The sequence below is a fragment of the thiotrophic endosymbiont of Bathymodiolus puteoserpentis (Logatchev) genome (assembly GCF_900127505.1).
GTDB lineage: Bacteria > Pseudomonadota > Gammaproteobacteria > PS1 > Pseudothioglobaceae > Thiodubiliella.
This window is the reverse complement of the sequence record NZ_UEXF01000027.1, coordinates 27,216-53,871: the sequence shown is the minus strand read 5'-3', so window position 1 is coordinate 53,871 and position 26,656 is coordinate 27,216. Positions and strand designations below refer to the sequence as shown.

24 protein-coding genes, 1 other RNA gene and 2 pseudogenes are annotated in these 26,656 nt (G+C 38.0%); 12 read left to right on the top strand and 15 right to left on the bottom strand.

Features of this window, described 5'->3' with window-relative positions:
• Positions 1-45: 45 nt before the first annotated feature.
• The 6 genes and pseudogenes from BHECKSOX2_RS04060 to BHECKSOX2_RS04035 all read left to right on the top strand — a co-directional run.
• Positions 46-2,196, top strand: a pseudogene (locus BHECKSOX2_RS04060) (type I restriction endonuclease subunit R); the annotation flags it as partial.
• 13 nt (positions 2,197-2,209) lie between these two features.
• Positions 2,210-3,367: pseudogene (locus BHECKSOX2_RS04055) on the top strand (type I restriction enzyme endonuclease domain-containing protein); the annotation flags it as partial.
• A gap of 14 nt (positions 3,368-3,381) precedes the next feature.
• Complete coding sequence (locus tag BHECKSOX2_RS04050) at positions 3,382-3,759, top strand: hypothetical protein (RefSeq protein ID WP_139682571.1); 378 nt, start codon at positions 3,382-3,384, stop codon at positions 3,757-3,759.
• A 2-nt stretch (positions 3,760-3,761) separates the two neighbouring features.
• A complete protein-coding gene (locus BHECKSOX2_RS04045; protein ID WP_139682570.1) occupies positions 3,762-5,552 on the top strand; it encodes an ABCB family ABC transporter ATP-binding protein/permease in 1,791 nt (596 codons plus the stop codon).
• Complete coding sequence (gene tgt, locus BHECKSOX2_RS04040) at positions 5,542-6,645, top strand: tRNA guanosine(34) transglycosylase Tgt (RefSeq protein ID WP_139682569.1); 1,104 nt, start codon at positions 5,542-5,544, stop codon at positions 6,643-6,645. The genes BHECKSOX2_RS04045 and tgt overlap by 11 nt, the downstream gene beginning before the upstream one ends.
• A complete protein-coding gene (locus BHECKSOX2_RS04035) occupies positions 6,638-7,006 on the top strand; it encodes a type 2 periplasmic-binding domain-containing protein (RefSeq protein WP_139682568.1) in 369 nt (122 codons plus the stop codon). Before tgt ends, BHECKSOX2_RS04035 begins: the two co-directional genes overlap by 8 nt.
• Positions 7,007-7,175: 169 nt before the next feature.
• On the opposite strand, the gene mrdA is transcribed toward BHECKSOX2_RS04035, so the two are convergent.
• The 4 genes from mrdA to BHECKSOX2_RS04015 are packed head-to-tail and all read right to left on the bottom strand — an operon-like array spanning position 7,176 to position 11,383.
• Positions 7,176-9,014 (bottom strand): penicillin-binding protein 2, encoded by a 1,839-nt coding sequence (gene mrdA / locus BHECKSOX2_RS04030; RefSeq protein ID WP_139682567.1) that lies wholly within the window; start codon positions 9,012-9,014, stop codon positions 7,176-7,178.
• A 21-nt stretch (positions 9,015-9,035) separates the two neighbouring features.
• The gene (gene mreD / locus BHECKSOX2_RS04025; protein WP_139682566.1) at positions 9,036-9,509 is read right to left on the bottom strand and encodes a rod shape-determining protein MreD; all 474 of its coding nucleotides are present in this window, start codon (positions 9,507-9,509) and stop codon (positions 9,036-9,038) included.
• 2 nt (positions 9,510-9,511) lie between these two features.
• Positions 9,512-10,321, bottom strand: a complete 810-nt coding sequence (gene mreC / locus BHECKSOX2_RS04020; protein WP_139682565.1) for a rod shape-determining protein MreC — start codon at positions 10,319-10,321, stop codon at positions 9,512-9,514.
• Between the two features lie 30 nt (positions 10,322-10,351).
• On the bottom strand, positions 10,352-11,383 hold the full coding sequence (locus BHECKSOX2_RS04015) for a rod shape-determining protein (protein WP_139682564.1): 1,032 nt from the start codon (positions 11,381-11,383) through the stop codon (positions 10,352-10,354).
• A 92-nt stretch (positions 11,384-11,475) separates the two neighbouring features.
• Between BHECKSOX2_RS04015 and BHECKSOX2_RS04010 the strand changes: the two genes are divergently transcribed.
• On the top strand, positions 11,476-12,951 hold the full coding sequence (locus tag BHECKSOX2_RS04010) for a fumarate hydratase (protein ID WP_139682563.1): 1,476 nt from the start codon (positions 11,476-11,478) through the stop codon (positions 12,949-12,951).
• Here the strand turns inward: BHECKSOX2_RS04010 and BHECKSOX2_RS04005 are convergent.
• Positions 12,948-13,265: a hypothetical protein gene (locus BHECKSOX2_RS04005; protein ID WP_090714324.1), complete on the bottom strand. Its 318-nt coding sequence runs from the start codon at positions 13,263-13,265 to the stop codon at positions 12,948-12,950. The genes BHECKSOX2_RS04010 and BHECKSOX2_RS04005 overlap by 4 nt on opposite strands.
• Positions 13,266-13,407: 142 nt before the next feature.
• Here BHECKSOX2_RS04005 and rnpB point away from each other — a divergent pair.
• An RNA gene (gene rnpB, locus BHECKSOX2_RS04000) (RNase P RNA component class A) lies at positions 13,408-13,744 on the top strand.
• Between the two features lie 231 nt (positions 13,745-13,975).
• Here rnpB and BHECKSOX2_RS03995 read toward each other — a convergent pair.
• From BHECKSOX2_RS03995 to BHECKSOX2_RS03970, 6 genes are read right to left on the bottom strand one after another with little or no spacing between them, the layout of a single operon-like run.
• Positions 13,976-15,271, bottom strand: a complete 1,296-nt coding sequence (locus tag BHECKSOX2_RS03995) for a TRAP transporter large permease (RefSeq protein ID WP_139682562.1) — start codon at positions 15,269-15,271, stop codon at positions 13,976-13,978.
• The gene (locus BHECKSOX2_RS03990) at positions 15,268-15,732 is read right to left on the bottom strand and encodes a TRAP transporter small permease subunit (RefSeq protein WP_139682561.1); all 465 of its coding nucleotides are present in this window, start codon (positions 15,730-15,732) and stop codon (positions 15,268-15,270) included. The genes BHECKSOX2_RS03995 and BHECKSOX2_RS03990 overlap by 4 nt, the downstream gene beginning before the upstream one ends.
• Entirely contained in the window at positions 15,725-17,035 is a 1,311-nt protein-coding gene (locus BHECKSOX2_RS03985; RefSeq protein ID WP_139682560.1) for a tetratricopeptide repeat protein, read from the bottom strand. Before BHECKSOX2_RS03985 ends, BHECKSOX2_RS03990 begins: the two co-directional genes overlap by 8 nt.
• 6 nt (positions 17,036-17,041) lie before the next feature.
• Complete coding sequence (locus BHECKSOX2_RS03980; protein WP_139682559.1) at positions 17,042-18,139, bottom strand: TRAP transporter substrate-binding protein; 1,098 nt, start codon at positions 18,137-18,139, stop codon at positions 17,042-17,044.
• A gap of 7 nt (positions 18,140-18,146) precedes the next feature.
• On the bottom strand, positions 18,147-18,932 hold the full coding sequence (gene prmC / locus BHECKSOX2_RS03975) for a peptide chain release factor N(5)-glutamine methyltransferase (RefSeq protein ID WP_139682558.1): 786 nt from the start codon (positions 18,930-18,932) through the stop codon (positions 18,147-18,149).
• The gene (locus BHECKSOX2_RS03970) at positions 18,925-19,551 is read right to left on the bottom strand and encodes an electron transport complex subunit E (protein ID WP_090717860.1); all 627 of its coding nucleotides are present in this window, start codon (positions 19,549-19,551) and stop codon (positions 18,925-18,927) included. The genes prmC and BHECKSOX2_RS03970 overlap by 8 nt, the downstream gene beginning before the upstream one ends.
• Positions 19,552-19,794: 243 nt before the next feature.
• Here BHECKSOX2_RS03970 and BHECKSOX2_RS03965 point away from each other — a divergent pair, with 243 nt between their 5' ends.
• Together BHECKSOX2_RS03965 and cobO are read left to right on the top strand one after the other, a co-directional pair.
• On the top strand, positions 19,795-20,364 hold the full coding sequence (locus BHECKSOX2_RS03965) for a hypothetical protein (protein ID WP_139682557.1): 570 nt from the start codon (positions 19,795-19,797) through the stop codon (positions 20,362-20,364).
• A gap of 16 nt (positions 20,365-20,380) precedes the next feature.
• Positions 20,381-20,947 carry a cob(I)yrinic acid a,c-diamide adenosyltransferase gene (gene cobO / locus BHECKSOX2_RS03960; protein WP_090717867.1) on the top strand — a complete coding sequence of 189 codons (567 nt, stop codon included), beginning with the start codon at positions 20,381-20,383 and terminating at the stop codon, positions 20,945-20,947.
• A gap of 153 nt (positions 20,948-21,100) precedes the next feature.
• On the opposite strand, the gene BHECKSOX2_RS03955 is transcribed toward cobO, so the two are convergent.
• The 3 genes from BHECKSOX2_RS03955 to BHECKSOX2_RS10215 are packed head-to-tail and all read right to left on the bottom strand — an operon-like array spanning position 21,101 to position 23,237.
• Positions 21,101-22,108 carry a hypothetical protein gene (locus BHECKSOX2_RS03955; RefSeq protein WP_139682556.1) on the bottom strand — a complete coding sequence of 336 codons (1,008 nt, stop codon included), beginning with the start codon at positions 22,106-22,108 and terminating at the stop codon, positions 21,101-21,103.
• A 39-nt stretch (positions 22,109-22,147) separates the two neighbouring features.
• Entirely contained in the window at positions 22,148-22,687 is a 540-nt protein-coding gene (locus BHECKSOX2_RS10220; RefSeq protein ID WP_245391310.1) for a TIR domain-containing protein, read from the bottom strand.
• Positions 22,688-22,733: 46 nt separating this feature from the next.
• Positions 22,734-23,237 carry a hypothetical protein gene (locus BHECKSOX2_RS10215; protein WP_245391309.1) on the bottom strand — a complete coding sequence of 168 codons (504 nt, stop codon included), beginning with the start codon at positions 23,235-23,237 and terminating at the stop codon, positions 22,734-22,736.
• Between the two features lie 501 nt (positions 23,238-23,738).
• Here BHECKSOX2_RS10215 and BHECKSOX2_RS03945 point away from each other — a divergent pair.
• Complete coding sequence (locus BHECKSOX2_RS03945) at positions 23,739-23,942, top strand: hypothetical protein (RefSeq protein WP_180323649.1); 204 nt, start codon at positions 23,739-23,741, stop codon at positions 23,940-23,942.
• Entirely contained in the window at positions 23,929-25,443 is a 1,515-nt protein-coding gene (locus BHECKSOX2_RS03940) for a galactose-binding domain-containing protein (RefSeq protein WP_180323648.1), read from the top strand. The genes BHECKSOX2_RS03945 and BHECKSOX2_RS03940 overlap by 14 nt, the downstream gene beginning before the upstream one ends.
• Positions 25,444-25,888: 445 nt before the next feature.
• Here BHECKSOX2_RS03940 and BHECKSOX2_RS03935 read toward each other — a convergent pair.
• The coding region (locus tag BHECKSOX2_RS03935) for an IS30 family transposase (protein ID WP_180323647.1) at positions 25,889-26,656 on the bottom strand (768 nt) is incomplete at its 5' end.

Here is a 26,656-nt window from a genome sequence, read left to right as displayed (position 1 = left end):
AATGATGTTGCCGATTTTTTAAAAGAGAATTTTGAATAATAGCCTATGAATACTTTAAACGAAAATAGTATAGAGCAATCATTCATTGACCAATTAATTAGTCAAGGCTATACCTATTTTAACGGCACAGATATTTCGCCTATTAGTGATAACCCGCAACGAGAAAATTTTACATCTGTAATTTTAGAAAAGCATTTTAAAAGCTCGCTTAAAAAATTAAACCCCACACTTCCTGAATCTGCAAGAGTTGAAGCTTACCAAAAAGTAATTAATCTCGGCACAGAAGATATAATGGAAAACAACGAGCGTTTCCATACTCTATTGACCAATGGCGTAACGGTAGAATACACCAAAGAAGGAAGAACCAAAGGTATAAACGTTACTTTACTGGATGATAAAAATCCAGAGAATAATAGCTTTTGGGTAGTCAACCAATTAGTAGTTAAAGACAATAATAATGAGAAACGTTTTGATGTCGTCATTTTTGTCAATGGCTTGCCTTTAGTATTTATAGAACTCAAAAGTGCTTCTGATGAAAAGGCAACACTGCGTAAAGCCTACACGCAAATTCAAAACTATAAAAAAGCTGTTCCAAGCATTTTTTATTACAATGCCCTTTGTGTTATATCAGACGGAATAGATGCAACAACATCAAGTGTTTCTGCTCCTTTTACTCGTTATCTATCTTGGAAAGCACCCAAAGAAATAAAAGGAGAGATTAGAACAGAATTACAACTTCTCACAGAATATATGCTCAATAAAAAAACTTTGGTAGAGTTAATTCGTTATTGCACTGTATTTGAGCAAGAAGAAAAGAAAGACGAAAAAACAGGCTTAATTTTTCAAACAAAAATAAAGAAAGTTGCCGCTTATCATCAGTATTATTCTGTACAAAAAGCCGTTGAGCAAACAATAAGAGCCACGCATTCAAAAGAGGGCGACCGCAAGATTGGCGTTATTTGGCATACACAAGGTTCGGGAAAATCGTTATCAATGGTTTTTTATAGTGGTCAAATCATCACCCACCCACAAATGGGAAACCCAACCATTGTAATGCTTACCGATAGAAATGATTTAGACGACCAATTGTTTGGCACATTTGGAAATTGCATTGGACTATTACGCCAAACACCTGTTCAGGCAAATAATAGAGCGCATATAAAGGAACTTTTAAAAGTTTCTGGTGGAGGTGTGATTTTTACAACCATTCAAAAATTTTCCCCATCAGAGGGCAATGTTTACGAAACACTATCGGAACGAACCAATATTGTCGTGGTGGCAGACGAAGCACACCGCAGCCAATACGGCTTTACAGGTCAAGTTGTAGAAACCGAAGAAGGCTCGGAAATACGATACGGCAATGCAAAATATTTGCGTGATGCCTTGCCCAAGGCTTCCTACATTGGTTTTACAGGTACGCCCATAGAAAAAGAAGACAAATCAACGCCGGCTGTTTTTGGTGATTATATTGATATTTACGACATTAAACAATCGGTTGATGATGGGGCAACTGTTCCAATTAGTTACGAATCTCGTTTGGTTAAAATGAACTTGGAGAAAAAGACAGAAAAGGACTTCGATGATGAAATAAATAATATTGCGGATACAACAGAAGAACAGTTAGAAAAAGCCAAAAAGAAAACAGCAACAATTGATGCAATTGTTGGACACCCAGATCGTTTAAAAGATGTTGCTAAAGATATTGTCATGCACTTTGAAGCAAGACAAGAAGTGTTTGAAGGCAAAGCCATGATTGTTGGAATGACTCGAAATATTTGTGTGCGTTTATACGATGAAATAGTTGCTTTAAAACCTGAATGGCACAGTGATGATTTGGATAAGGGAATGATAAAAGTCATAATGACAAGTTCATCTGACGACCCTGAATTATTTCAACCACATCACACCACCAAACAACAAAGAAAAGATTTAGCTACTCGAATGAAAGACACGAATGACGATTTGAAATTAGTGATAGTTCGAGATATGTGGCTCACAGGATTTGACGCTCCAAGTATGCACACTTTGTATGTAGATAAAAAAATGCAAGGTCATAATCTGATGCAAGCCATTGCGAGAGTAAACAGAGTCTATAAAGACAAACCAGGCGGTTTAGTAGTTGATTATATTGGCATTGGTCAAGACCTTAGAAATGCAATGGCAACTTATTTGCAATCGGGTGGCGAAGGAGAACCCATTGTTGNCAAGTATGCACACTTTGTATGTAGATAAAAAAATGCAAGGTCATAATCTGATGCAAGCCATTGCGAGAGTAAACAGAGTCTATAAAGACAAACCAGGCGGTTTAGTAGTTGATTATATTGGCATTGGTCAAGACCTTAGAAATGCAATGGCAACTTATTTGCAATCGGGTGGCGAAGGAGAACCCATTGTTGATATAAAAGAGGCAATTGCAGGGATGAAAGAGAAATTTGAAATCGTAGGGCAGATGTTTAACGGTTTTGACTTTAAAGCCTATTTCAGAGTTGATACAGCACAAAAATTACAAGTTTTATTAGGTGCTCAAAATTGTATACTTTCAGATGAAAAATTGAAAGAACGCTACTTAAAAGAAGTCACGCTTTTATCAAAACTTTTTGCAATGTCAATTCCAAGTCCTGATGCAGAAGCAATAAAAGATGAAGTTGCGTTTTTTCAGGCCGTAAAAGCACGAATAAATAAGTTTACAGGCAGTGGTGTGAAATCGGATTATGAAGTAGAAACCGCCATAAAACAAATTGTAGATGATGCCCTTTCAAGTGAAGGAGTCATTGACATATTTGAAGCCGCAGGCATTAAAAGCCCATCGGTAAGTATTTTATCCGATGAGTTTTTATTGGAAGTAAAAAATATGCAACAAGAGAATGTTGCTTTTGAATTGCTCAAAAAACTATTAAGTGATGAAGTAAGCAGTCGGAAAACAAAAAATATCGCACAAGGAAAGAAGTTTTCAGAAATGCTGGGAACAGTTGTTAAACGCTATCATAATAATCAAATTGATTCGGCACAAGTATTGGCAGAACTTTCTGAAATAGCCAAAGAAATGCGCCTAGAAGATTATAAGTCAGAAGAACTTGGGCTTTCTTCTGAAGAATATGCTTTTTATAGTGTTTTAAAAGAAAATGAATCTACCAGTTTTTTAGATGATAACAAAATGAAAGAATTGATTCGTGCGATTGTTGATGTCATTCGAAAAAATGCAACAGTTGATTGGAGCAAACGAGACGATGTAAGGGCAAAATTAAGATTGACAGTAAAGAAGATATTAATGCGTTATGGGTATCCGCCAGATTTGGCAAAACTGGAGGCTGATAAAGTTTTAGTGCAAGGGGAATCTTTAGCGGATATATTTTCGACTGAAAATTAAAGAGATGAAAAAAAATGAATAAAATATTTACCCTGCGTTCACCGCTATATATTAAATACCCGAATGGCGAAACTCGGGTGATTGAGGAGATTTTCCAACACCCAAAAGGTATTTTGTATTTTGAATTGTTTTGGGAAAAAGACCCAAAATATAGCATTCATTTGATTGAAGGTGAGATTACCGGTGATGGGCCTTGGCGAGTTGGCGTGTGTAGTTTACATGTATTGGGGTGCAATCATATGCATCCACAAATGTGTGAAATGCACAGTTTTTGGCAAAGCGAATTATTGCAAAATCCTGCACAGTTTAAAAGTAATGAAGTGGTAAAAATCGCGCTAAAAAAAGGCGCTATTTTGCCTGATGACTATCCAGTAAACGATAAAAGGTTTTAAAGATGCAAGGATTTAACAGCCAAACCAAAGCCAGTGATTTTAAAACTCGGGACATTAAAGTTTTAAGAAAGTTAATGCCTTATTTGTTAAAGATGCGCACCCGTGTTATTTTAGCAACCTTGTTCTTGATTGTTGCTAAGTTGGCAAATGTTGCTGTGCCAGTGGCACTTAAGGGGATTGTTGATGCACTTGACCAACCCGATGTGTTGGTGGTGGTGCCCTTGGGGTTGTTGTTTGCTTATGGTATGTTACGCCTGAGTAGCTCTTTATTTAACGAGCTCAGAGACGCTGTGTTTGCACGGGTGCGCTACCATGCTATGCATTTGATTGCACTTGGTGTCTTTAAGCACTTGCACACCTTAGACTTGTCTTTTCATTTGGATCGCCGTATTGGCGGCATTACGCGTGATATTGACCGTGGCACACAAAGCGTTTCTACACTCTTATCTATTTTTGTTTTTAATATTTTGCCGTCGTTTTTTGAAATTATTCTGGTGATTGGTTTGTTGTGGGTTAATTATGATGGTTTTTTTGCAGGAATTTCGTTATTGACCGTGGTATTTTATGTAGCATTTACTTTGGCAATCACCACTTGGCGGATGAAATATCGTTATGAAATGAACGATATGCAGTCTGAGGCAAATACCAATGCAGTAGACAGCTTAATTAACTATGAAACGGTCAAGTATTTTAATCGCAAGGATTTTGAGGTGAATCGTTATGATGAAACGATGAGTCGCTGGGAAGATGTCGCTACTAAAAGCTTTACCTCAATGACAGCACTTAATTTTGTTCAGGGTGCAATTATTGCCGTAGGTGTTACCGTTGTTTTGATTTTAGCGGCGCAAGGTGTGGCAGATAAAAATCTGAGCCTTGGTGATATGATTATGATTCAAGCTTTGTTATTGCAGTTGTTTATACCGTTAGGGTCTTTGGGTATTGTTTATCGACAAATCAAGCATAATTTTATTGATATGAATAATATGTTTGATTTACTTGATCGTCGTGCAAAAGTCTGCAGCCCCAAGGGTGCACCGCATATAAAAATCAGCCAAGGCAAGGTTGAATTTAAGCAAATTTCTTTTGCTTACAAAGGTAAAGACAAGGTATTAAAAAAGGTGAGTTTTTCGATTGAAGCGGGTCAAAAAGTAGCAATTGTGGGGCAATCTGGCGCTGGAAAATCAACACTGGCTAAATTATTGTTCCGATTTTACGATGTAGACAGTGGCAAAATCTTAATTGACGGACAAGACATTAAAACCCACAATCAACACTCAGTGCAATCAGCCATTGGCGTTGTGCCACAAGATACAGTGATGTTTAATGAAAGCATTTATTATAATATCGCCTATGGCAAACAGGGCGCAACTCAACAAGAAGTAGAGGCAGCAGCAAAGTCAGCTTTTATGGATAAATTTATTGAGGCATTGCCTCAGGGTTACGATACCCTAGTTGGGGAGCGTGGGCTTAAATTGTCAGGGGGTGAGAAGCAGCGCATGGCAATTGCTAGAGTTTTGCTTAAAAACCCGCCTATTTTGATTTTTGATGAGGCGACTTCGGCGTTGGATTCTTATAGTGAAAAAATGGTACAAAAAGCCATCAACACCCTTAGTAAAAAAACTTCTACACTGGTGATTGCACATCGTCTTTCTACCATTGTGGATGCTGATAAAATTATCGTACTCAGTGAAGGTGTGATTAGTGAGAGTGGCACACATAAGGAATTATTATCTATGAATGGAATATACGCGCAACTTTGGCAGATACAATCAAAGGATGCAGATGAAATTTAAACTAAAAAATACAAACGATAAAGCCCGTCGTGGCACAATGATATTTGCAAGAGGCACGGTTGAAACACCAGCATTTATGCCAGTTGGCACTTATGGTACAGTGAAGGCGATGACCCCTGAAGAAGTTGAAGGGATTGGTGCACAAATTATTCTGGGCAATACTTTTCATCTGTCCATTACCCCTGGTACAGATGTAATTAAAGCACATGGTGATTTGCATGATTTTATGCATTGGCAAGGGCCAATCCTAACAGATTCAGGCGGTTTTCAGGTGTTTAGCTTAGGTGATATGCGCAAAATTAGCGAAGCAGGTGTGGATTTTCGCTCACCAAAAGACGGTGCCAAAATTTTTATGGGGCCAGAAGAATCGATAAAAATTCAGTCCGACCTAGGCTCAGATATTGTCATGATTTTTGATGAATGCACACCTTATCCAGCTGATAAAGTAACAGCAGAGCAGTCAATGCAGTTGTCGTTACGCTGGGCGCAACGCTCAAAAGATGCACATCAAGCGTTAGGCAATGAAAATGCATTATTTGGCATTGTTCAAGGTGGTATGTATGAAGATTTGCGCCAACAATCAGCTAAAAAGTTGATTGAAATTGACTTTGACGGCTATGCGATTGGTGGTTTAAGCGTGGGAGAGCCCAAAGAAGAAATGATAAAAGTTTTGGATTTTCTACCTGAGCAATTGCCAGATGATAAGCCCCGATATTTAATGGGGGTAGGAACACCCAGTGATTTGGTAGAGGCGGTTGAGCGCGGTATTGATATGTTTGATTGTGTAATGCCTACGCGTAACGCACGCAATGGCTATTTATTCACTTCCAGTGGTATTGTGAAAATTCGTAACGCACAATACAAGTTGGATACTAAGCCCTTGGATAAGCGCTGTGGTTGTTATACTTGTCAGAATTATTCTCGCAGTTATTTGCATCATTTACAGCGTAAAAATGAGATTTTGGGGGCGCGACTTAACACTATTCACAATCTTTATTATTATCAAGATTTAATGAAAGGTATGCGAGAAGTGATTGAGAAGGGTGTTTTTGCAGAATTCAAACAATTGTTTTATAAAATGCAAAATGAATAAACAACTTTTATTTTTTGTTGATGAGGGTGGTTTTGATGACTTTACCCCACTGTTTTTAAGTATGGGGTTTGATGTTGATTTTGAGGACTCACAAAGAAAGGCAGTTCAATTAGCTAAGAAAAATCGATATGATATTTTGGTAGCAGAGTTTAGTTATAATCCAGAATTTCGTGACCGTGTGAGTAATATTGAATCGTTGCTAGCCACGCTTGAAAATCACTCCCCCAAGGTGAAGATTATTGTACTTTATGATGAAATCAATCAAGCGCAACTTGATCAATTAAAGCAGCGTTATAGGGTAGATGCGGTATTTTCATTTCCAATTGATGAGCAGATGATAAAAACTGCACTTATAAAATAGACCTTTGCATAAATAGGGATGATTGGCTAAAGCCAATTTCCCCCCAATTGGTGATTTATTTAAACCTTGTCCTAGCAGGGCTAAGGCTGGGTTCACCCTCCTAGAGGACTGCTGGGTGTCGCTGGAAAAATCGCCAAGTGGGTAAAAAGTGGGTTTCTGATGATTGCTTCTATTTATGTAAAGGCCTCTCAAAATATAAATCTAGCACTGCTTTGGCAAGTGGCGCTGCTTTTGTACTACCGCTACCTGCATTTTCTACAATGACAGCAATCGCAATCTTTGGGTTTTTAATAGGTGCAAATCCAGTGAATAATGCGTGGTCTCGTAAGTGCTCCTTTAAATTAGCTGCAATATATTGCTCTTCAGCATCCAAGCCAAATACTTGGGCAGTGCCTGTTTTTCCTGCTAAGGTGTACTTCAAATTCTTGTTGAGTCTTCTGCCTGTGCCTTGGGGTGCATAGATTGTTTGCCTCATGCCTTCAATTACATCTTCCCAATTATGAATGTCTTTAATGGGGATTTGTTTTTGAGGGCTTTTAGCTGTATTTTTAATACTATCTCCTGGGGCCTGTGTGCTTTTGAGTAATTTAGGTTGAATAATCACACCTTTGTTAGCCAAAGCTGCTGTGGCAACAGCCAGTTGTAGTGGGCTAGTGGTCATAAAGCCTTGCCCAATACCTGTAATTAGAGTCTCGCCTCGATACCAAGGCTCATTCTTATTGATTTTTTTCCAAGCCCTTGAAGGTAAGATGCCACCACGCTCTCCAGGAATATCAATACCCGTTATTTTGCCAAAATTAAAAGGTTTTAAGCCATCATATAAATCATCAATACCCATTTTGTCAGCTAAATCATAAAAAAAAATATCACAAGATTGTGCAATGGAGTCTTTAACATCAACCACGCCATGTCCACTGCGCTTCCAATCGTTAAATTTGCGTTTCACATTAGACAGTTTAAAAAAACCTGGACAATAAACTTTACTGTGTGCAGTAATTACACCTTGCTCAAGCCCTGCCAATGCCACCATGGGCTTAATAGTTGAACCTGGCGGGTAGAGACCTTGAATAGCACGATTGAGTTGTGGAATGTCTTTTGATGTTTGTAGTTTGTTGTAATTTTTATGCGAGATGCCATTAACAAACCAATTGGGGTTATAAATAGGCGTACTTACCATGACTAAGACTTCTCCATTCGTTGTATCAACCGCTACAATTGAACCACGCTTACCTTTGAGTAAGGACTCTGCTTTTTTCTGTAATGCTAAATCAATACTGAGATACAAATCGCTACCTTGTTCTGGTTCTTGAATATTTTTGCTGTTAATGACTCGGCCTGTCACATTGCGCTCGATTTGTTTCTTGCCATTTTTTCCATGTAGCAAGCTTTCATATTGTTTTTCAATGCCAGTTTTTCCAACAAAAGAAGTACCTGCATAATTTTTCTTATTATAAAAGGCTTTGTCTTTTTTATTCATTCTGGAGACATAACCAGTCACATGCACACTAGAGTCGTTGTTAGGATAGACTCGATGGAAATAAGGCTCAATATCAATACCAATAAATTGATTGCTCACTAAAAATTTGGCTACTTGCTTTTCACTTAGTTTGTGCTTTAATGGAATGTTATGGAATTTTTTATAGCGCTTTTTGATTGTTTCGAAAGTGGCAATATTTTTATCATTAATTAAGCCAAACTTTTTAAGTGCCAGTAATGTTGCGGGGATATCTTTGGTTTTTTCAGGGGTCAATGTAAGTTTATAAGCAAGCTGATTGGTGGCAATAATTTTTCCATAACGGTCAAAGATTTTCCCACGCGTTGAGGTAATCGGTAGGGTACGCATTTGATTACCCAATGATTCTTCAGTGTAATAATCGTAATGACTAATTTGCAGATTGAAAAGTCTTGATATCAAGACCAAGGTTAAAAGGAGTATAAAAATCAGAGCCGAAACCATTCTGTTAGAAAAAATCCTATTTTCTAATTTGATATTGCTAATTTTATTCATAAATCATCTCAATATATTGTGTTAGTGTTTGAGCTTTGAGAGTAGTGATTGAACCACAGGCCATAGTAGTGCGCTTAAAAATGGTTTGAATAGTAAATAGGCATTAAAACTAAAATCTTGGGTTGATAGGACATGTACCAATAGCAATAGCCCCAAATAGATGCTAGATGCAGTAAAGATATAAACTTGCTGTGTGGTAATATTGGAAACAACAAGAGATTGTTTTATATTGCTAATAAAAGCGCTACTTAAGATAAGCGCCAAAGCATTTTGTCCTAAGATATCTCCGTATAGCACATCAATTAACACGCCTAGTAGCAAGGCAAGAAAGAATTTCCCTTGAGCAGGGAAATTCGTTAACCAATAAGCAAAAAACAACAAGAGCCAAAAAGGTGCAATACTTAAAACGATTTCAGGCAAGGGCAGTATGCTAATAATCAGTGCAAATAGCGTGATTTTAATAAGAAAAACATAAGGTCTTTGATGGCTAAACATAGTTAAGATTTTTTAAGGGTATTATTGATTAAAACAAATTCTAACTGTTTAATGGACTGAGATGGTGTTAATTCAATAGTCAAAAATGGGTCGTTTACCTTCTTTTCTACATGAGTCACACGACCTACTGGATATCCTGCTGGAAATTTTGAGCCGATAGCGCTACTTAGAAAAACATCCCCGACTTTTATATCAAGCCCATGTTGAATAAAGCGTACCATTAACTTTCCTTGATGAGATGCCACACCCTTACTGATACCGCGGATACCATTACGCTCGTTTTTAACAGGTATATGTTGGGTTGGGTCAGTGGTTAGCAACACGCTTGAATATAATGGCGTTACTTGACTCACTTGTCCAAGTATGCCATCAGCACCCAATACAACTTGACCAATTTTTATGCCATCACTACTGCCTTTATTAATGGCAATTTGTTTTTTTAATCGTGACTGACTGATAGAGCTGACACGCGCTAATATAAATGTTTCTTGGTCAAGTTTGTAGCGAGAGTTTAGTAATTGACTTAATTTTTGATTTTCTAATAGTAGCGCATTATGGTTTTGTAAATCAACTTTTAAGCGCACTAACTCAGCGCTGAGTTGCTTGTTTTGATTTAATAAGATTTGCTTTGTTGTGCCTTGCTCGTTAATCCAAATATAGAGTTGAGACGGCAAGTTGATTGCCAAATATATTGGCGATATGAGCGTAGCAATGGATTTTTTTAAACTGTCTAAATAGGAAAACTTATAATCTGAAAAGAGTAGGAAAATCGCAATTAAAACAGGTATAAAAAGGCTTAAAATTTTTTGCATAACTTAGATATTCAAATACCTAAAGAACAATTATTCTGCTGATAAAAACCCTATCTCGTGTTGACTGATCATATCTAGAACAATGCCACCACCACGAGCCACACAAGTTAGGGGGTTGTCAGCGATACGCACTGGTAAATTAGTTTCTTTGCTGATGAGTTTGTCAAAACCCTCTAAAAGCGCACCACCACCTGTTAATACTAAGCCATTTTCTGAAATATCAGCACTTAGCTCTGGCGGCGTCTGCTCAAGTGCAATTCTTACTGCGCTAACAATGCTAAGTAATGGTTCTTGTATGGCTTCTCTGATTTTTGTATTGCTCACTTCAAAACTTACTGGAATGCCTTTAGCAATATCTCTACCTTTAAATTCCATTTTCTTGATGACATTTGTTTCAAAGGCTGATCCCAGTTCTTCTTTAATTTTCTCAGCGGTAGATTCACCGATAATAATGCCATACTCTCTACGCACAAATTTAATGATATTGTCATCAAGTACATCGCCACCGACGCGCAAAGAGTCGGAATAAACCAATCCATTGAGTGACATAATCGCAATTTCTGTGGTGCCACCACCAATATCAACAACCATTGTGCCTGATGCTTCTTTAATTGCCATGCCTGCACCAAGTGCTGCTGCCATTGGTTCTTCAATTAAATATACATCACGCGCACCAGCACCAATTGCACTTTCTTTGATAGCGCGACGCTCTACTTGGGTAGCACCACAAGGAACACAAATAAGCACTTTAGGGCTCGGTGAGAAAAAACCACCATGAGAGACTTTACGAATAAAGTGTTGCAACATTTTTTCTGTGATTTTAAAGTCAGCAATAACGCCATCCTTCATTGGACGAATCGCCTCAATTGAACTAGGTGTTCTGCCTAACATATCCTTAGCGTCTTGACCCACTGCAATAACAGTTGCTTCTGTTGCGCCTCTTTCATGATGAATAGCAACAACAGATGGCTCGTTTAATACGATTTCACCATCCATAAAAATGAGTGTATTTGCTGTTCCAAGGTCAATAGAAAGACTCAAAGGTTTGAAAAAATTAAACATAAAAACTCCGCTTAGATGTTAGATAAAATAAATAGCAGATATAATACTATAAATAGCCAATAACTTCTTAATAAATTTAGGCAATCATTAGTATGAAAATTCAGCAAAAGCATGTTATTGAAAGCGTTGCCAACGCACTGCAATATATTTCTTATTACCATAGCCCTGATTTTATTCAGGCAATGGTAAATGCGTATGAGAAAGAAACCAATCAGTCGGCTAAAAATGCCATTGCGCAAATTTTAATTAATTCAAAAATGTCTGCCATTGGTCAACGCCCAATGTGTCAAGACACAGGCATTGTCAATGTATTCGTTGAAGTGGGTATGGATGTTGTGTGGGCAGCTGATTTATCGTTGGAAGATATGATTAATGAAGGCGTTAGACGAGCCTTTACTAATGAGAACAACCCTTTGCGTGCTTCAATTGTTGAAGATCCACTCTTTAGTAGGACCAACACTAAAGACAACACACCAGCAGTCATCCACATGAAAGTCGTATTAGGCAATAAGGTAGATTTTATTGTGGCAGCCAAAGGTTGTGGATCGGAAAATAAAGCAAAGTTTGCCGTCTTACAACCTGATGATAATGTCACTGATTGGGTGTTAAAAATGATCCCTACAATGGGCGCAGGCTGGTGTCCACCAGGTGTCATCGGTATTGGTGTGGGCGGTACTGCTGAAAAAGCGATGCTGATGGCAAAAGCAAGCCTAATGGAATCAATTGACATTCAAGATATTGCCCAAAAACCAAATCCAAGTAATCTTGAAAAACTCCGCCTAGAGCTGATGGAAAAAATCAATAATCTTGGTATTGGTGCGCAAGGTTTAGGGGGGCTAACTACCGTATTGGATGTTAAAATTCAAGACTATCCAAGTCATGCTGCTTCTCAAGCGGTTGCTATAATTCCAAATTGCGCTGCCACGCGTCATCTACATTTTTCTATGGATGGATCGGGCGCAGCAACTTTGCCGGAAGTAGATATGAGTGTTTATCCTGATCTAGAAATGGACTATTCTAAGTACAAAAAAGTTGATTTAAGCACACTTACTCGCCAGCAGATGACCCAGTGGAATATTGGTGATACCTTGTTACTTACTGGCATACTTATCACTGGCAGAGATGCAGCGCATCAGCGACTTAAGCAAATGTTAGACAGTGGTAAAGGCTTACCAAAAGGCGTAGATTTTAATAATAAATTTATTTATTATGTTGGCCCAGTAGACGCAGTGGGTGATGAAGTGATTGGTCCTGCAGGACCCACTACAGCTACACGCATGGATAAATTTACCGATATGATGTTAAAGGAGACGGGCATATTCGGTATGATTGGAAAAGCCGAGCGAGGTGCAGCAGCCACACAAAGCATTAAAAAACATCAGGCCAGTTATTTGATTGCTGTTGGTGGTGCGGCTTATTTGATTTCTAAATCTATCAAAAAAGCCAAAAAAATAGCCTTTGCAGAAATGGGTATGGAGGCTATTTATGAATTTGAAGTTAAGGATATGCCAGTAACGGTCGCCGTGGATACTCAGGGTGCAAATATCCATGTGAAAAATCTAGGCTAATCTTCTTCGTCATATCCCCATATTAATTGCTCTTGTTTGGCTTTCCAGTAAGGTGATCGAAAGTCCCTTATCCATATCTTAACAGCTTTTTCGTCCCCGTCTTTTCTCCACATGGTTAATCTAGCGCAATCAGCAGCTCTACCTGTTCTCCATGCCCAATTGACCTTACTCATACAGTCTCTGGCATCTATACATTTGGTAATGCCTGATTTGACATAACCAGTTGCATCTTCTAATTTTTCAAATTCTAAATAAATGACTGCATTTGCATTTAAAGAAAATAAAGCCACCACTATAAGTATTGTTTTTTTCATTTATAACTTCTTTTAAAATAGATTTGCATTATAACATTCTAATAGAGACCTTTGCATAAATAGGGACGATTGGCAAAAGCCAATTTATGCAAAAGTCTCTAATATAAATACAAGGCCTTGTTATTCTTATATAATTACCCACGAAGTTGGTCGGATAGTCGCTGGGGTTTTTCCTCAGAGGAAAGTCCGGGCTCCACAGAGCAAAGTGCTAGCTAACGGCTAGGTATGGTGACATAACGGAAAGTGCTGCAGAAATTAAACTACCCTTTATGGGAAAAGGTGAGAAGGTGCGGTAAGAGCGCACCGCGCAGTTGGTGACAACTGTGGCAAGGTAAACCCCACTTGGAGCAAGCTCAAATAGGCTACCCATGGTGCGGCTCGCACAAGGTAGCGGGTAGAGTGCTAAAGAATTTTGGTGACAAAATTCGTAGATGAATGACTATTTATTACAGAACCCGGCTTATAGATCAACTTCCTTACTTCAATTTTTCCTTTCTCTTGTGTTAGATTTGAAAAATATTCAATTGTGTGGTTTTTAAGGGTTGACTACCTAAGGTTTTTTGTGGTGCTGGATAAAAAGCAGTTTTGTTGATTTAGATGGTTGGAAAAATGGGTGGTTTTGGTTTGTTTGGAGTGAGTTTTTAAGGGGCGACTATGTAATTGAGTGTTTTAAATACTCTAGCGCAATTAGAAGAGGAAAAGACGCGGTATTAAAACCCATTAAAGCCATACCATTGTGGGAATACAATTAGGCTGACTAATACACTCACTTGGATGAGGATAAAAGGTATTACGCCTTTATAGATGTCGGTAGTTTGGATGGATTTTGGGGCAACGCCTTTAAGATAAAACAAGCTAAAACCAAATGGCGGTGTTAGGAATGAAGTTTGTAGATTCATAGCGATAAGGATAGCGAACCACTGCATATCAATGCCAAGTGATAGAGCAATTGGGTAGAAAATTGGTACGATAATGAGTGAAATTTCTACAAAATCAATAAAAAACCCAAGGATGAGAATAATCCCCATTGAGATAAGGATAAAACTCATTTCTTTAGCGGGTAGATTGTGAATAAACTCTTCTACTAAAGTGTCACCACCACTATAAGTAAATACCATTGAAAAGGCAGTGGCGCCAACCAAAATAGCAAATACCATAGAGGTGACTTTAATGGTTTCAATGCTTGATTGGCGTAACATCTCCCAATTAAGTCGGCGGTAGAAAAATGCCAAGACTAGGGAGCCAACTGCACCGATAGAAGCAGACTCTGTTGGTGTGGCAATGCCTGAAAAAATCGAGCCAAGCACGGCAATGATGAGTGTAATAGGTGGCACAATGGCTTTGGCAACCGTTATATATTTTTCTGATTTTGTTAAGTTGTGGTTTTTACTTTTAAAGGTTGGCGCTGCTTCTGGGTCTAGGTAAGAGACAACCAATACATAAGCAATATAGCCACCAACTAAAATAAGAGACGGCATAATCGCACCTTGAAATAAATCACCAACTGGCACACCTAAGACATCTGCCAAAATTATCAATATAATGGAAGGTGGAATGATTTGTCCCAAGGTACCTGAGGCGCAAATAACACCCGTAGATAAGGTTTTTTTGTAATTATGTTTAAGCATCACTGGTAGAGAAATCACACCCATGGCAACGACACTTGCGCCTACGACACCTGTGGATGCTGCGAGTAATGAGCCAACTAAAATAGTAGAAACTGCCAAGCCACCACGCATATTGCCAAACAAGTCACCCATAGCTTCAAGTAGTTGCTCAGCAAGTTTGGTTCTTTGCAAGACAACACCCATAAAAATAAACAAAGGTACTGCCATCAGAATGGTGTTTTGCATGACACTCATAATGCGATAAGGCATAAAGCCAAATAAATCAACACCTTGAGTTAAAACACCAAAAATAACTGCCACACCAGCAAAGGTAAATGCCACAGGGAAGCCAACCATTAGCAATATCAAGGTGACGGCAAACATAATCAAGCCAATCATTTGAATGCCCTTATGTAGTGATTTTTGGCAAAAATTACCCCTGATACAATCACTAAAATAAAGCTAATCGGAATAATGCTTTTAATAATAAACCGATAATATAATCCACCTGGGTCACCGCTTTTTTCGCCAATTTCAAAGGCTAAATAAGCAAAATCAAAGCCGTAATAAGCAATCAATAGGCTAATTGGCAAGATAAAAACCAAGCTACCGATAATATCGATAAAAGCTTGGGTTTTTAGTGAAAAATTAAGATAAAAAACATCAACTCGCACATGGGTATCATTTTGCAAACCATAGGCAATAGAGAGCAAAAACATCGCTGAAAAAAGATGCCATTCTAATTCTTGCAAAGCAATTGAAGAATTATTAAAAGCGTATCGTAATACGACATCAATAAACACATTGGCAATTAGTAACAGTAGTAGGGTGGTGGTGGTAATACTTAGGGCTTTATCCATTTTTTAAGCGTTTTAGCGTATGCAAATACTGCTGTTTTTTATCATTATCAGTTAAGTTATTTATCCATGTTTCTAGTGGATGCCAATTTTGTTGTTTGTCGTGTATTATTAATGCTGGATTTAAATCAATGGCTTTTTTGTAAGCATCAATTGCCTCCTTAAACTTATTTAACATATAGTAAGCTAACCCCATATAGTGATAAGCCATAGCACTATTAGGATTAATCTCAATGGATTTTTTGTAAGCCTCAATTGCCTCCTTAAACTTATTTAACATATAGTAAGCTAACCCCATATAGTGATAAGCCACCAAACCACCATTAGGATTAATCTCAATGGCTTTTTTGTGAGCCTCAATTGCCTCCTCAAACTTATCTAAGTTATAGTAAGCAAGCCCCATACCGAAATAAGCCCCATCATTATTAGGATTAATCTTAATGGCTTTTTTGTAAGCCTCAATTGCCTTCTCAAACTTACCTAAGTTATCGTAAGCAAGCCCTATATTGTGATGAGCCCCATCACTATCAGGATCAATCTTAATGGCTTTTTTGTAAGCCTCAATTGCCTTCTCAAACTCACTTTTGTGATAATTGTTATTGCCTTTTTCGGTATACTCTTCTGCAGTTTTTTCATAAATAGGGTGATTAGCATCATTTACCATCGAAAAACCATGAATATCTTGAAATAGGGATTTTTCATCAATAGAAAATATATTGCTCAGTTCTTGCAAAATTGGTTGTTTGTCCTCTTGCAAAATTTCGATTGTCTTTACATCGTCAATTGTTTGATTGCCAAACACAAATACCCCTTTTTGGGAAAAAATACGATTATTGCTTTTAAAGTTGTTGTTTACAAATTGTAATTTGTCGCACTTGGCAAAAATTTCTTCACCCTCTTGTAATTCAGAGAATTTATCAATGGAATTGGTATCTAGTAAAAAAACTTTGCCGCCTGTGTTTTGACTGCCATGAGAGGCAAACCATAAGGCGATTAAAAAATCTCGACTAAAATCAACAAACCCTGTAGCGGCGCCATAATGCTGGAGTTCTAGTAATAATTCAAGATCGTTTAATTCTTTTTTGTGGTAATGGTAACTTTTGGCATCACTGATCAAATCTTTATGATAGTCTTGAAACTGCTTTTGTGTGGGGTTGTGGCTCTTATCGTTTGATTTGCTGAAATTAAAACGCCGATAATAAGTGCTGGTTAAACCCCAGTCTGCATTAGATTGACCACGATAAATAAAACCGATCTTCCCTGATTGGAGTTGGGGTTTTGTTAAATACTTAGCAACAACCGACATTGAGCGTTAATCAAAACTATTTAAATAAGCCTTATCTGAAATATTTGTCCAAGCGCGGATTTTTTGTAAATAATTGTGTCTAGATTCAATGATTTCTTTAGACAGTGGATTTTTTGCGGCCAATTCACCTAACAATTTATCATTAGCTGCTCGGAGTTTGGCAAAAACCGCTTTTGGAAAAGTTTTGACTTTGATATTTGGATAATCTTTTTTCATTGTTGCCCAGTTCTTCGCGCTAGCGTCGTTGGAATGTGCATACATATCATAGGCTGATAATTTCATTGCGGCGATTAAAATCGCTTGTAAATCTTTTGGTAGGGCGTTGTATTTTTTTAAATTAATGAGAAATTGTAACTCACTACCTGGCTCATGCCAGCCTGTGTAATAATAGGGCGCTACCTTGTGAAATCCCATGCGCAAATCTAGTGACGGACCGACCCACTCTAGAGCGTCAATTGTGCCTCTATCAAGTGCGGTGTAGAGCTCACCTGCTGGGATATTAGTTGGTTTTGCGCCAACTTCTGCCATAATTTCACCTGCAAACCCAGGAATACGCATTTTTAAGCCTTTTAAATCTTCAATGGAATTAATCTCTTTTTTAAACCAGCCGCCCATTTGGTTGCTTGTATTGCCACCGATGATGGACTTTATGCCGTGTTTGGCGTAAACCTTATCCATAAGTTCTTGACCGCCACCGTATTCAAACCAAGCGTGTTGTTCGTTCGCTGTCATACCAAAAGGCATTGAAGTAAAGAACAAGGTATTAATGTCTTTACCTTTCCAATAGTAAGAGCCTGAGTGACCTAGGTCGTACTGACCTGATTTAACAAAATCAAAAATACCGAGTGCTGATTTGTGTTTGTTTTTAGAGTCAATGCGGATTTTTAAACGACCATTTGACATTGTCTCTGCTAGTTGTTTAAATTTCTTAGTTGCATCGCCAAAAATTGGGAAATTACTGGGCCAAGTCTCAGCTAATCTTAAGGTGTAGGTTTTGTTGTCTTGTGTTGTTGCTTTAGGCTTGTCGTCATTGTTAAACCAAGTAGCATTAGCAGTTGTAATTAGTAATAAAATCGCAGTAAATAGCTGTATTATTTTTTTCATTTTTTCCTCAGGATTTAAGTTGCGCTAAGACAGCGCGATTGTTAGAATTATAATCATTAAATGTTTGAATATGAGTGAAATTTTCTTTTAGCAATTCAACAATTTTTATTTGCTGATTGTATCCATGCTCTAACAATAAAAATCCATTATTGGTTAGATGCTTTGGCGCTTGTTTAATAATAATTCTAATAGCATCTAAGCCATCTTTTCCAGACACCAGCGCTGTTTGTGGCTCATGAATTAAATCCTTCAAGCAAGGGTCATCTTGTTCAATATAGGGTGGGTTGGAAATAATCAAATTAAATTGCTTATCTTGTACAGCATCAAACCAACTGTCTTGTTGGAAATCAATATTAATAGTGGTATTTTGCCTTGCCACTTTAAGTGCTTGTTTGGAAAAGTCTGTTGCTACCACCTGCCAATGTGGATTTTTGTCTGCCAGTGTGATGGCAATAATACCACTACCCGTACCTAAATCTAACAACTTGCACGCTTTTCCTTTAAATAAATCCAATGCAATATCGATTAAAAGTTCAGTTTCAGGGCGGGGAATAAGCGTATCAGGTGTTACTGTAAAATCTAGGTGATAAAAACCTTTTACACCACTTAAATAGGCAAACGGAACACCTTGTTCTCGTTGCTCAATAAGAGGTTTTAATGTGTTTTTTTCTTCCGTGGTTAAGGTGTAATCCTTGTTGGTAATTAACCATGCATGGTTCTTTTTCAATACCAAAGCTAAGAGGGGTGTGCTATCAGTAATAGGACTATTTAAATAGTCATTAACGCTATGCATCAATCCAATTTTTGAGCGCCACAATCAGCCCTAGCCCAATAAATGCACCGGGCGGTAGAATTGCCAATAAAGTGCCTTGATAGTCCTCAAATACAGTGATGCTAAGTGTGTTGCCTAAATCGCCTAATAATAATGCTGATTGGTCAAATAGAGTACCTGAGCCAATTAACTCACGCATTGCACCTAAGACAATCAACACAATTGAAAAGCCAAGCCCCATCATTAAGCCGTCTAATGCTGATTTACCCCAAGTATTTTTACTGGCAAAGGCTTCTGCCCTACCCAAAATAGCACAGTTAGTAACAATGAGCGGTACGAAAATACCCAGTATTAAATACAAGTCGTAAAAATATGATTGCATTATTAGCTCAACAATGGTTACAAAAGAAGCGATAAGTAGCACAAAGATTGGAATACGAACCTCTTTGCGAATGGTGTTGCGAAAAATTGAAACAGTTGTGTTGGAAGCCACTAATACAAAAGTGGTGGCAAGCCCCAAACTTATTGAATTGGTGATATTGTTGGTTACTGCCAATAGTGGACACAAACCCAATAATGCAACCAAAGCTTGATTGTTGCTCCATAGTCCGTTTTTTATAATTTTGATAGCGTCACTCATTTGGTGTCTAATTATATACTCAATCGTGTATTGAATCATTAACAACAAGATTTTGGTTTTGCAGGTTTTTTTCTATGGCGCCTATTAATTCTTGTCACATTTATTTCTATTACAATCAAAAATTCTAATCACGATACTCTACCTAGAGTCAAGTTTAACGAATAAGGTAAAAAATGGGTAAAATAAGGTTTAAATACATTTATACCTTATACTTTATAACTAAGAAATATTAGAGGATTAAAAATGACAAAACAAATCAACGCCCTATTTGCTGTACTCATTATGGTGCTTTTAATGATTGCCACGCGCGGACACGACAACTGGCTTTCATCATTCCTGCATTTGCCTGATTTCACCATTCCTGCCTTATTTATTGCGGGCGTCTATTTTCGCAAGTTTTGGGTGGTATTCACGCTGATTTTGAGTAGCGTGGCAATTGATAATTATGCGATCGTACACCAAGGTGTTAGTGCCAATTGTATCACCCCTGCTTATAGTTTAGTGCCACTAACTTACTATGGTATTTTTTGGATAAGTAAAGCCATTAGTACGCTGGCAATTGATAACAATAGCGTTAAAAATGCATTCGTTATTATCACTGCCACCTGTACACAATGGTTCGCAGTAACAAGCAGTTATTACTTTTTTACTGCTACTTATAGTAAAACAGGGTGGGGTGATTTCCCAGCATATATAGCAAAATGGTCAATTATTGAAATCCCAACCGCACTGTACTGGATGGTGGCAGTCATTATTGTCTTTACACTAGCACCACGCATTAATCCTGCGCTAAAGCTTCAAAAAAGTGCCTAATGGATACAAAGATAGAATGCAGCGCAAAAAAGCGCATATTGATGCTCGCATTAAAGAAGCAGATATAAATAAAGGTATTATTGTCTTACTGACGGGTAATGGCAAGGGCAAATCTTCTTCCGCATTTGGCATGGTGTGTCGTGCATTAGGCCATGAGTTGCAAGTTGCCATCGTCAAGTTTCTAAAAGGCACACAAGATACAGGCGAAGATGCTTTTTTTGCCAAACAGGAAAATATCCATACCACATCTATGCAGGCAGGCTTTACTTGGGACACACAAGACAAAGAGTTTGATAAAAAAATGGCATTAGAAACTTGGCAACAAGCTGAGCAATATCTTAAAGATAAGGCTATTAATTTAGTGGTACTTGACGAACTTACCTATATGATTAACTACAAATACTTAGACGAACAAGTCATTTTAAATACACTCAACGCACGCCCCAAAAACCAACATGTGGTTATTACGGGTAGGACTGCTTCAGAGGGTTTAATCAGGGTTGCTGACACCGTTAGTAAAATAGCAGACATTAAACACGCTTTTAGGTCTAATATCAGAGCTCAAAAAGGTATTGATTTGTAATACATATTGAGAAAGTTTTGCATTTAGCTTAACAAGGTTCAATAATCTAAAATTTCTTATTTCGAATAAGTCAAACCCTACATTCAAATTCTAAGTTTAACTTTTCCTGTCCGAATGCATTTGCCTTATTGTGTGCTTTTCTAGGGGCACGAGTTAAACAAAATGGATGATGTTGTTTTCTGTGGCAATGCCATAACGATACTTTACATTTTCTGTTATTCTTTGATCTGCTGGAAATTCATATACTCGGACGGGGAATCCAGTAATTGGTCGGATTTGTCTGTTGCAGAGAAATACAAGTATAGACTCAACAATTTCTACTATTGAATCACATGTTTGACTCATTAAACCTACAGCAGCTACTACTGACTGTGGGGTTTTAGGGTGAACAATTTCAATAGAAGGCGGTAGTAGTTGATTATCTGGGCTTATACTAAAATCCGTAGTAATAATTTTTTGTTCTATTCTAGGGTGTTCGACACAATTTCTCGCGTTTCTGACAAGATGAAGAAAAGGTAAAATGTTTTCTAGTACTTCGGAAAAATTATCAATTTTTGTGCTTTCATTATCAACCTTATTTTTTAAACTGTCCCATCCACCTTTGTTCATTTCTGGATAAAATATTTTTACGATTTTAAATAAGCCATCTAGCGCATGATCAGATTTTTGGAAAAATTCTTTACACTTGTTGGCAAGTCCACTTATGGAAGGCAATATAACTGAGTGATCTTTTTTTATTTCCATGCTGTATTTCTTTAGCTCAGCGTCTTGAGTACCCCTAAAAACATTCATTAATTCTTTGGCGCCAGCAATATTTTGAGTCACCTCTAGAACCAAAGACATTGCACCCTTTATGTCAACTTGTTCGTTCAGTATCTCTTTTTTTAAAAGTTCATTACCAGTTAGCAACACTGCACCAACCCACGGTTCATTTGAACCATAAGGTAAAACTCTTTGAGCCGTATTCGGCACTTGTATGTTTTTTCGATCAGGATCTATTTTATCAGCGGGCTTAATTTCATAAATTCCTTTTTCTTTAACCACGAGTAACCTATCGCCAACTGTTATCATTATAGAGATCGCACTATCATCATCTGGTGTTTTTACTTCTAGCGATATGGCTCCGTCTCGAAGGCGGTCAATAGGGCGTTTATCAATCATATCTTTCCTTGTGCATAACACTCAGCATAACTGGCTATTTTATTCAATGATACCTTCATGTTCTAAAACCGTCCTTATTTTTTCGAAACATGCAGAGATATTACTCTTTGGATATCTAATTTGACCAAGGCCTTGAATATTACTGAATTCCTTACAGCCTTCTTCTAGTAAAACTATAGCTCTTTCAAAGCCAAGACGACCTTGAAACAATCCCACTTCATGAATCACATTCATTCTTGCATGGTGGTCACCATCAGCTTGCTCATCTTCGGCTGTCATTACCAAGAAAGCAAAGCTTGCTTGGTCAAGCATTTCTGCGAGTCTAGTGGTATTTGTCACACCTGCAGTAGGGACTCTATTAAATTCATCCCATTGCAGTTTTAACTTATCACTTACAAAGTCTTTAAGTTCTCTCCAATTAGTTGATTTGCCATGACCAATGAAAATATTAGCTTCTATTCTTTCATTCTTTGTGTTTTTACCTTCAATATTTTGAATATGGTTGGCTAGTTTGATAATTAATTTTTGTAGTTTATTGCATATTTGAAAAGGAAAGATTGTATGCTTGGCTTCTGCCAAAACGAATATGTGTGGTGGAGTCACTCTACCTTTCTCTATTGCTACACTATCTCGTGATCTTATGCCCCCCCTGAGGTCGACAATGCGCAATAAAATCATTTATCCTTGTTGCATTAATTTCTTCAACTATTTTAGCTAGAAATTTGTCCGTTTCTAGGTTGAAATTTGCATGCGCCAGAGATAGAGCTGATGTTTGTGCTTCATCAAAGACTTCTTGTGCAAAATTTGCCGCTTCTAAAGCGTTATCAAGTGAAGGATTTTCAGCATTATTATAAATTAAGGTAACCACATCATCGAAAAGTTGCTCGCGCCAAACTCCTTTTGTACCCATTGATGAATCTATTAAACCCCACTCCTGACTGAAAACTGCACCCACTGGAGGAGTTTCAAAATTTTTGTAATAAACTCGTGAATGGTAACCAAGCCATGAACCTGACCAGGATTTAGCAATCTTGGTTGCTGATTTAATCAAGGCGTTAGCTTCGTCAGAATCACATTCTACGAATGGATTAAGTGTGTTTGCAATTTTAAATAATTCAGATGAACTCAATTTTTTTGTTCCCTTGATTGCCTAACTATTAGTACAAGGTATTATTGCCCTGACACGCTGTATTTTAAATAAAATCAAATATGTTTGCTTGGTTTTTAATAAAAACTTGTCAATAAGACTTGATATTTAGCATTATGGTAAATATCTGTTATTTTTTACATACTTTTAATGCAGACAATAATTGTAACTCCTAAATTCAAATTCTAAGTGCAACTTTTTGTTGACTTGTTGTTCTTCAAGATTGTCAAATGGCATTTTCTTGGGCAAGTGCTGCCTAAGTAAACCATTGGTAAGGCAATAGATAAAAAAGCTTTATAGGTGCTAGAAGAGACCTTTGTATAAATCAACCTAAATTACACCAATCCAATAAAATAACAACTATCTAATCAACCAACAAAAAATCTACAATATCATGGATTGTTAGAATGTAGGCGTCAAAGTGCTTATATTTTTATCTTAGCATTTAGTATTTTAAATTCCTAAAAATAACAAGGAGAAACTATGTCCGCATCCTATATAAATAATTTTCTTAATCGCACTGTATTATTAACAGCATTTTTTTTCACTGCTTTATTTACCACCGTTCATGCCGCTGACATTAACTTGGCTCTTGGCAGACCTGCCACGCAATCCAGTAACTATAACACCACTCTTTATCATGCTTCACAAGCAGTTAATGGCGACACCAAGGGTGTCGTACACTAATAGCATAACTCACACCCAAAAGGAACAAGGTGCCTGGTGGCAGGTTGATCTGGGCAGTAAGAAAAATATCAATCAAATCATTATCTACAATCGCACCGATTGCTGTGTAGATAGGCTAAGCAATTACCAAGTCAGTGTTTCCAATACAGCAGACTTTAGCACCCATGTTTACCGAAAAGACTTTCATGTCACCCCTAATCCCAAAAAAATCATTAAATTAGGCACACAGGGCAAACAAGGTCGTTATGTTAGAGTCCAGTTACTTGATAAAAACTTTCTGTCTCTAGCAGAAGTTCAGGTTATGGGCGTTGATCTTTTGCGTTTTTCCGAGGTGGATTATTCTAGCTACTTTAATGATTTTGATGGATTGTCTAATACGCCAAACTATCCTAATAAAGAGGCCTTTGCTGCGCTTAAAGCTGATGGCTCAATCACGGTATGGGGCAGTAGTAGTTATGGTGGTACAGATGCACCTACTGACAGTGGCTACACTAAGATTTATTCAACTAGGAGTGCTTTTGCCGTTCTTAAAGCTGATGGTTCAATCACAGCGTGGGGCGGCTCAAATTTTGGAGGTGCAAGTGCACCCACTGACAGTGGGTATACCGATATTTATTCAACCTCTAGTGCCTTTGCCGCGTTTAAAGCTGATGGTTCAATCACAGCGTGGGGTAACTCAGATAATGGAGGCACAAGCGCACCTATGGGCAAAGGCTTTACCAAGATTTATTCAACTTTTAACGCCTTTGCCGCTCTTAAAGCTGATGGCTCAATCACAGTGTGGGGTAGCGGTTATTATGGTGGCGCAGATGCCCCTACTGACAATGGCTATACCAAGATTTATTCAACCTCTAGTGCCTTTGCCGCCCTTAAGTCCGATGGCTCAATCACAGCGTGGGGCGACTCAAATTATGGTGGCGTAGGTGCCCCTACTGACAATGGCTATACCAAAATTTATTCAACTGGGTTTTCCTTTGCCGCCCTTAAAGCCGATGGCTCAATCACAGTGTGGGGTTATTCAGGTTATGGTGGCGCAAATGCCCCTACTGACAATGGCTATACCAAGATTTATCCAGCTACATATGCCTTTGCCGCCCTTAAAGCCGATGGCTCAATCACAGCGTGGGGCGACTCAAATTCTGGCGGCATAGGTGCACCCACTGACAAAGGCTATACCAAAATTTATTCAACTAGGGATGCTTTTGCCGCTGTTAAAGCCGATGGCTCAATCACAGTGTGGGGTGACTCAGATTCTGGCGGCATAGGTGCACCCACTGACAATGGTTATATCAAGATTTATTCAACTGCGTATTCCTTTGCCGCCCTTAAAGCCGATGGCTCGATTACAGTGTGGGGTTTACATTTTGCTGGCGGTTCAGGCGCACCTACTGACAGTGGTTATATTGAAATTCATTCAGCTAACAGTGTTTTTACTGCCGTTAAAGCCGATGGTTCAATCGCAGTATGGGGAGCTGAATTACATAAAAGAGTACTCAAGTAATGGCGAGTTATGGGGTGCATTCACTTATCAAACGAAAAATTTAAAAATCGTATGAATAGATGTGCGTTAGTTTGTCGTTCTAATATTGTGATTTAGTGTAATGTAGTAAGCAATGTGACGATTGAGAAGGTAGAGAATTCACTGGACTAACTTTGATATTGTGGTATATTCAGTGTCTCTGTGAAACTCGGATGGCAATTGTATTAAAGTGCTTAGTTTGTTTAATAGGGAACCTTTGAATAATTCATAATTTCTACCTTCCAATTTACTTTCATTCATTTTTTAAAAAACTTTCCATATTTTTACCTAAAAACCTAAAAAATCACCCTTAAATCTGCGCTTTTAGCGTTTGTTTTCTTACTTTTTACCCTTTTACCGCTCATGGGGCGCAATAATTCCTCAGACCTTGCATTTGTTTAAAAATATTCATGCCAGTTTGGCGAATTCAACCCATAAGTGCAACACTTCCATTTAAAAAAGTCATCTTGGCAAAGACCTCAAATGGGGTCTTGTACCCCAAGCATTTCCTAGGTCTATTATTCATTAAATCTGTTGCCCTAAATGCTTCTTTCTCACTCACATTATCCAAAGCCATTCGCTTAGGGAAGAATTGCCTTAACAGTCCATTGTGATTCTCGTTTAAGCCCCTTTCCCAACTATGATACGGCTTGGCAAAGTAAGTGTTACAGTCAAGATTTTCTGCTAGCTTTTCATGCCAACTAAACTCCCTGCCATTGTCAAAAGTCAAGGTTTTGACCCAATGTTTAAGTGGAGTGAGTCGTTTATTGATAGCGTCATTTGCATTTTGTGCGGTTTTGTTGACAATGGGTAGTGCAAGATATAGCCTACTCTTACGCTCAGCAAGAGTGGCAAAGCCACCTTTGTGTCCTTTACCAATAACCAAGTCAACTTCCCAGTCGCCAATGCGAGTGCGAGCATCAACAATACTGGGGCGCTCATCAATGTCAATGCGATTAGGTATCCTACCTCGATAATCATTTTTGCCATAGCGTTTTCGATATTTCTTATGCTGATGGCGTAGGTATTTGTAAAGCGCTCCGCCTACCGCTTTGTCTTGCAAGACAAAGCGGTAGGCGGTTTCAGTGCTAATTTTAATCTTTTTATCTAATTCCAAGCGTCCCATGATTTGTTCAGGACTCCAATATTCTTTTAGCTTTTCACTAATGTAATTTTTAACACAATCTGTGAGTTT

Coding starts and splice junctions, on each gene's coding strand:
- BHECKSOX2_RS04050 (WP_139682571.1), top strand. CDS start 3,382: ATGAATAAAATATTTACCCTGCGTTCACCGCTATATATTAAATACCCG.
- BHECKSOX2_RS04045 (WP_139682570.1), top strand. CDS start 3,762: ATGCAAGGATTTAACAGCCAAACCAAAGCCAGTGATTTTAAAACTCGG.
- tgt (WP_139682569.1), top strand. CDS start 5,542: ATGAAATTTAAACTAAAAAATACAAACGATAAAGCCCGTCGTGGCACA.
- BHECKSOX2_RS04035 (WP_139682568.1), top strand. CDS start 6,638: ATGAATAAACAACTTTTATTTTTTGTTGATGAGGGTGGTTTTGATGAC.
- mrdA (WP_139682567.1), bottom strand. CDS start 9,014: ATGAATAAAATTAGCAATATCAAATTAGAAAATAGGATTTTTTCTAAC.
- mreD (WP_139682566.1), bottom strand. CDS start 9,509: ATGTTTAGCCATCAAAGACCTTATGTTTTTCTTATTAAAATCACGCTA.
- mreC (WP_139682565.1), bottom strand. CDS start 10,321: ATGCAAAAAATTTTAAGCCTTTTTATACCTGTTTTAATTGCGATTTTC.
- BHECKSOX2_RS04015 (WP_139682564.1), bottom strand. CDS start 11,383: ATGTTTAATTTTTTCAAACCTTTGAGTCTTTCTATTGACCTTGGAACA.
- BHECKSOX2_RS04010 (WP_139682563.1), top strand. CDS start 11,476: ATGAAAATTCAGCAAAAGCATGTTATTGAAAGCGTTGCCAACGCACTG.
- BHECKSOX2_RS04005 (WP_090714324.1), bottom strand. CDS start 13,265: ATGAAAAAAACAATACTTATAGTGGTGGCTTTATTTTCTTTAAATGCA.
- BHECKSOX2_RS03995 (WP_139682562.1), bottom strand. CDS start 15,271: ATGATTGGCTTGATTATGTTTGCCGTCACCTTGATATTGCTAATGGTT.
- BHECKSOX2_RS03990 (WP_139682561.1), bottom strand. CDS start 15,732: ATGGATAAAGCCCTAAGTATTACCACCACCACCCTACTACTGTTACTA.
- BHECKSOX2_RS03985 (WP_139682560.1), bottom strand. CDS start 17,035: ATGTCGGTTGTTGCTAAGTATTTAACAAAACCCCAACTCCAATCAGGG.
- BHECKSOX2_RS03980 (WP_139682559.1), bottom strand. CDS start 18,139: ATGAAAAAAATAATACAGCTATTTACTGCGATTTTATTACTAATTACA.
- prmC (WP_139682558.1), bottom strand. CDS start 18,932: ATGCATAGCGTTAATGACTATTTAAATAGTCCTATTACTGATAGCACA.
- BHECKSOX2_RS03970 (WP_090717860.1), bottom strand. CDS start 19,551: ATGAGTGACGCTATCAAAATTATAAAAAACGGACTATGGAGCAACAAT.
- BHECKSOX2_RS03965 (WP_139682557.1), top strand. CDS start 19,795: ATGACAAAACAAATCAACGCCCTATTTGCTGTACTCATTATGGTGCTT.
- cobO (WP_090717867.1), top strand. CDS start 20,381: ATGCAGCGCAAAAAAGCGCATATTGATGCTCGCATTAAAGAAGCAGAT.
- BHECKSOX2_RS03955 (WP_139682556.1), bottom strand. CDS start 22,108: ATGATTGATAAACGCCCTATTGACCGCCTTCGAGACGGAGCCATATCG.
- BHECKSOX2_RS03945 (WP_180323649.1), top strand. CDS start 23,739: ATGTCCGCATCCTATATAAATAATTTTCTTAATCGCACTGTATTATTA.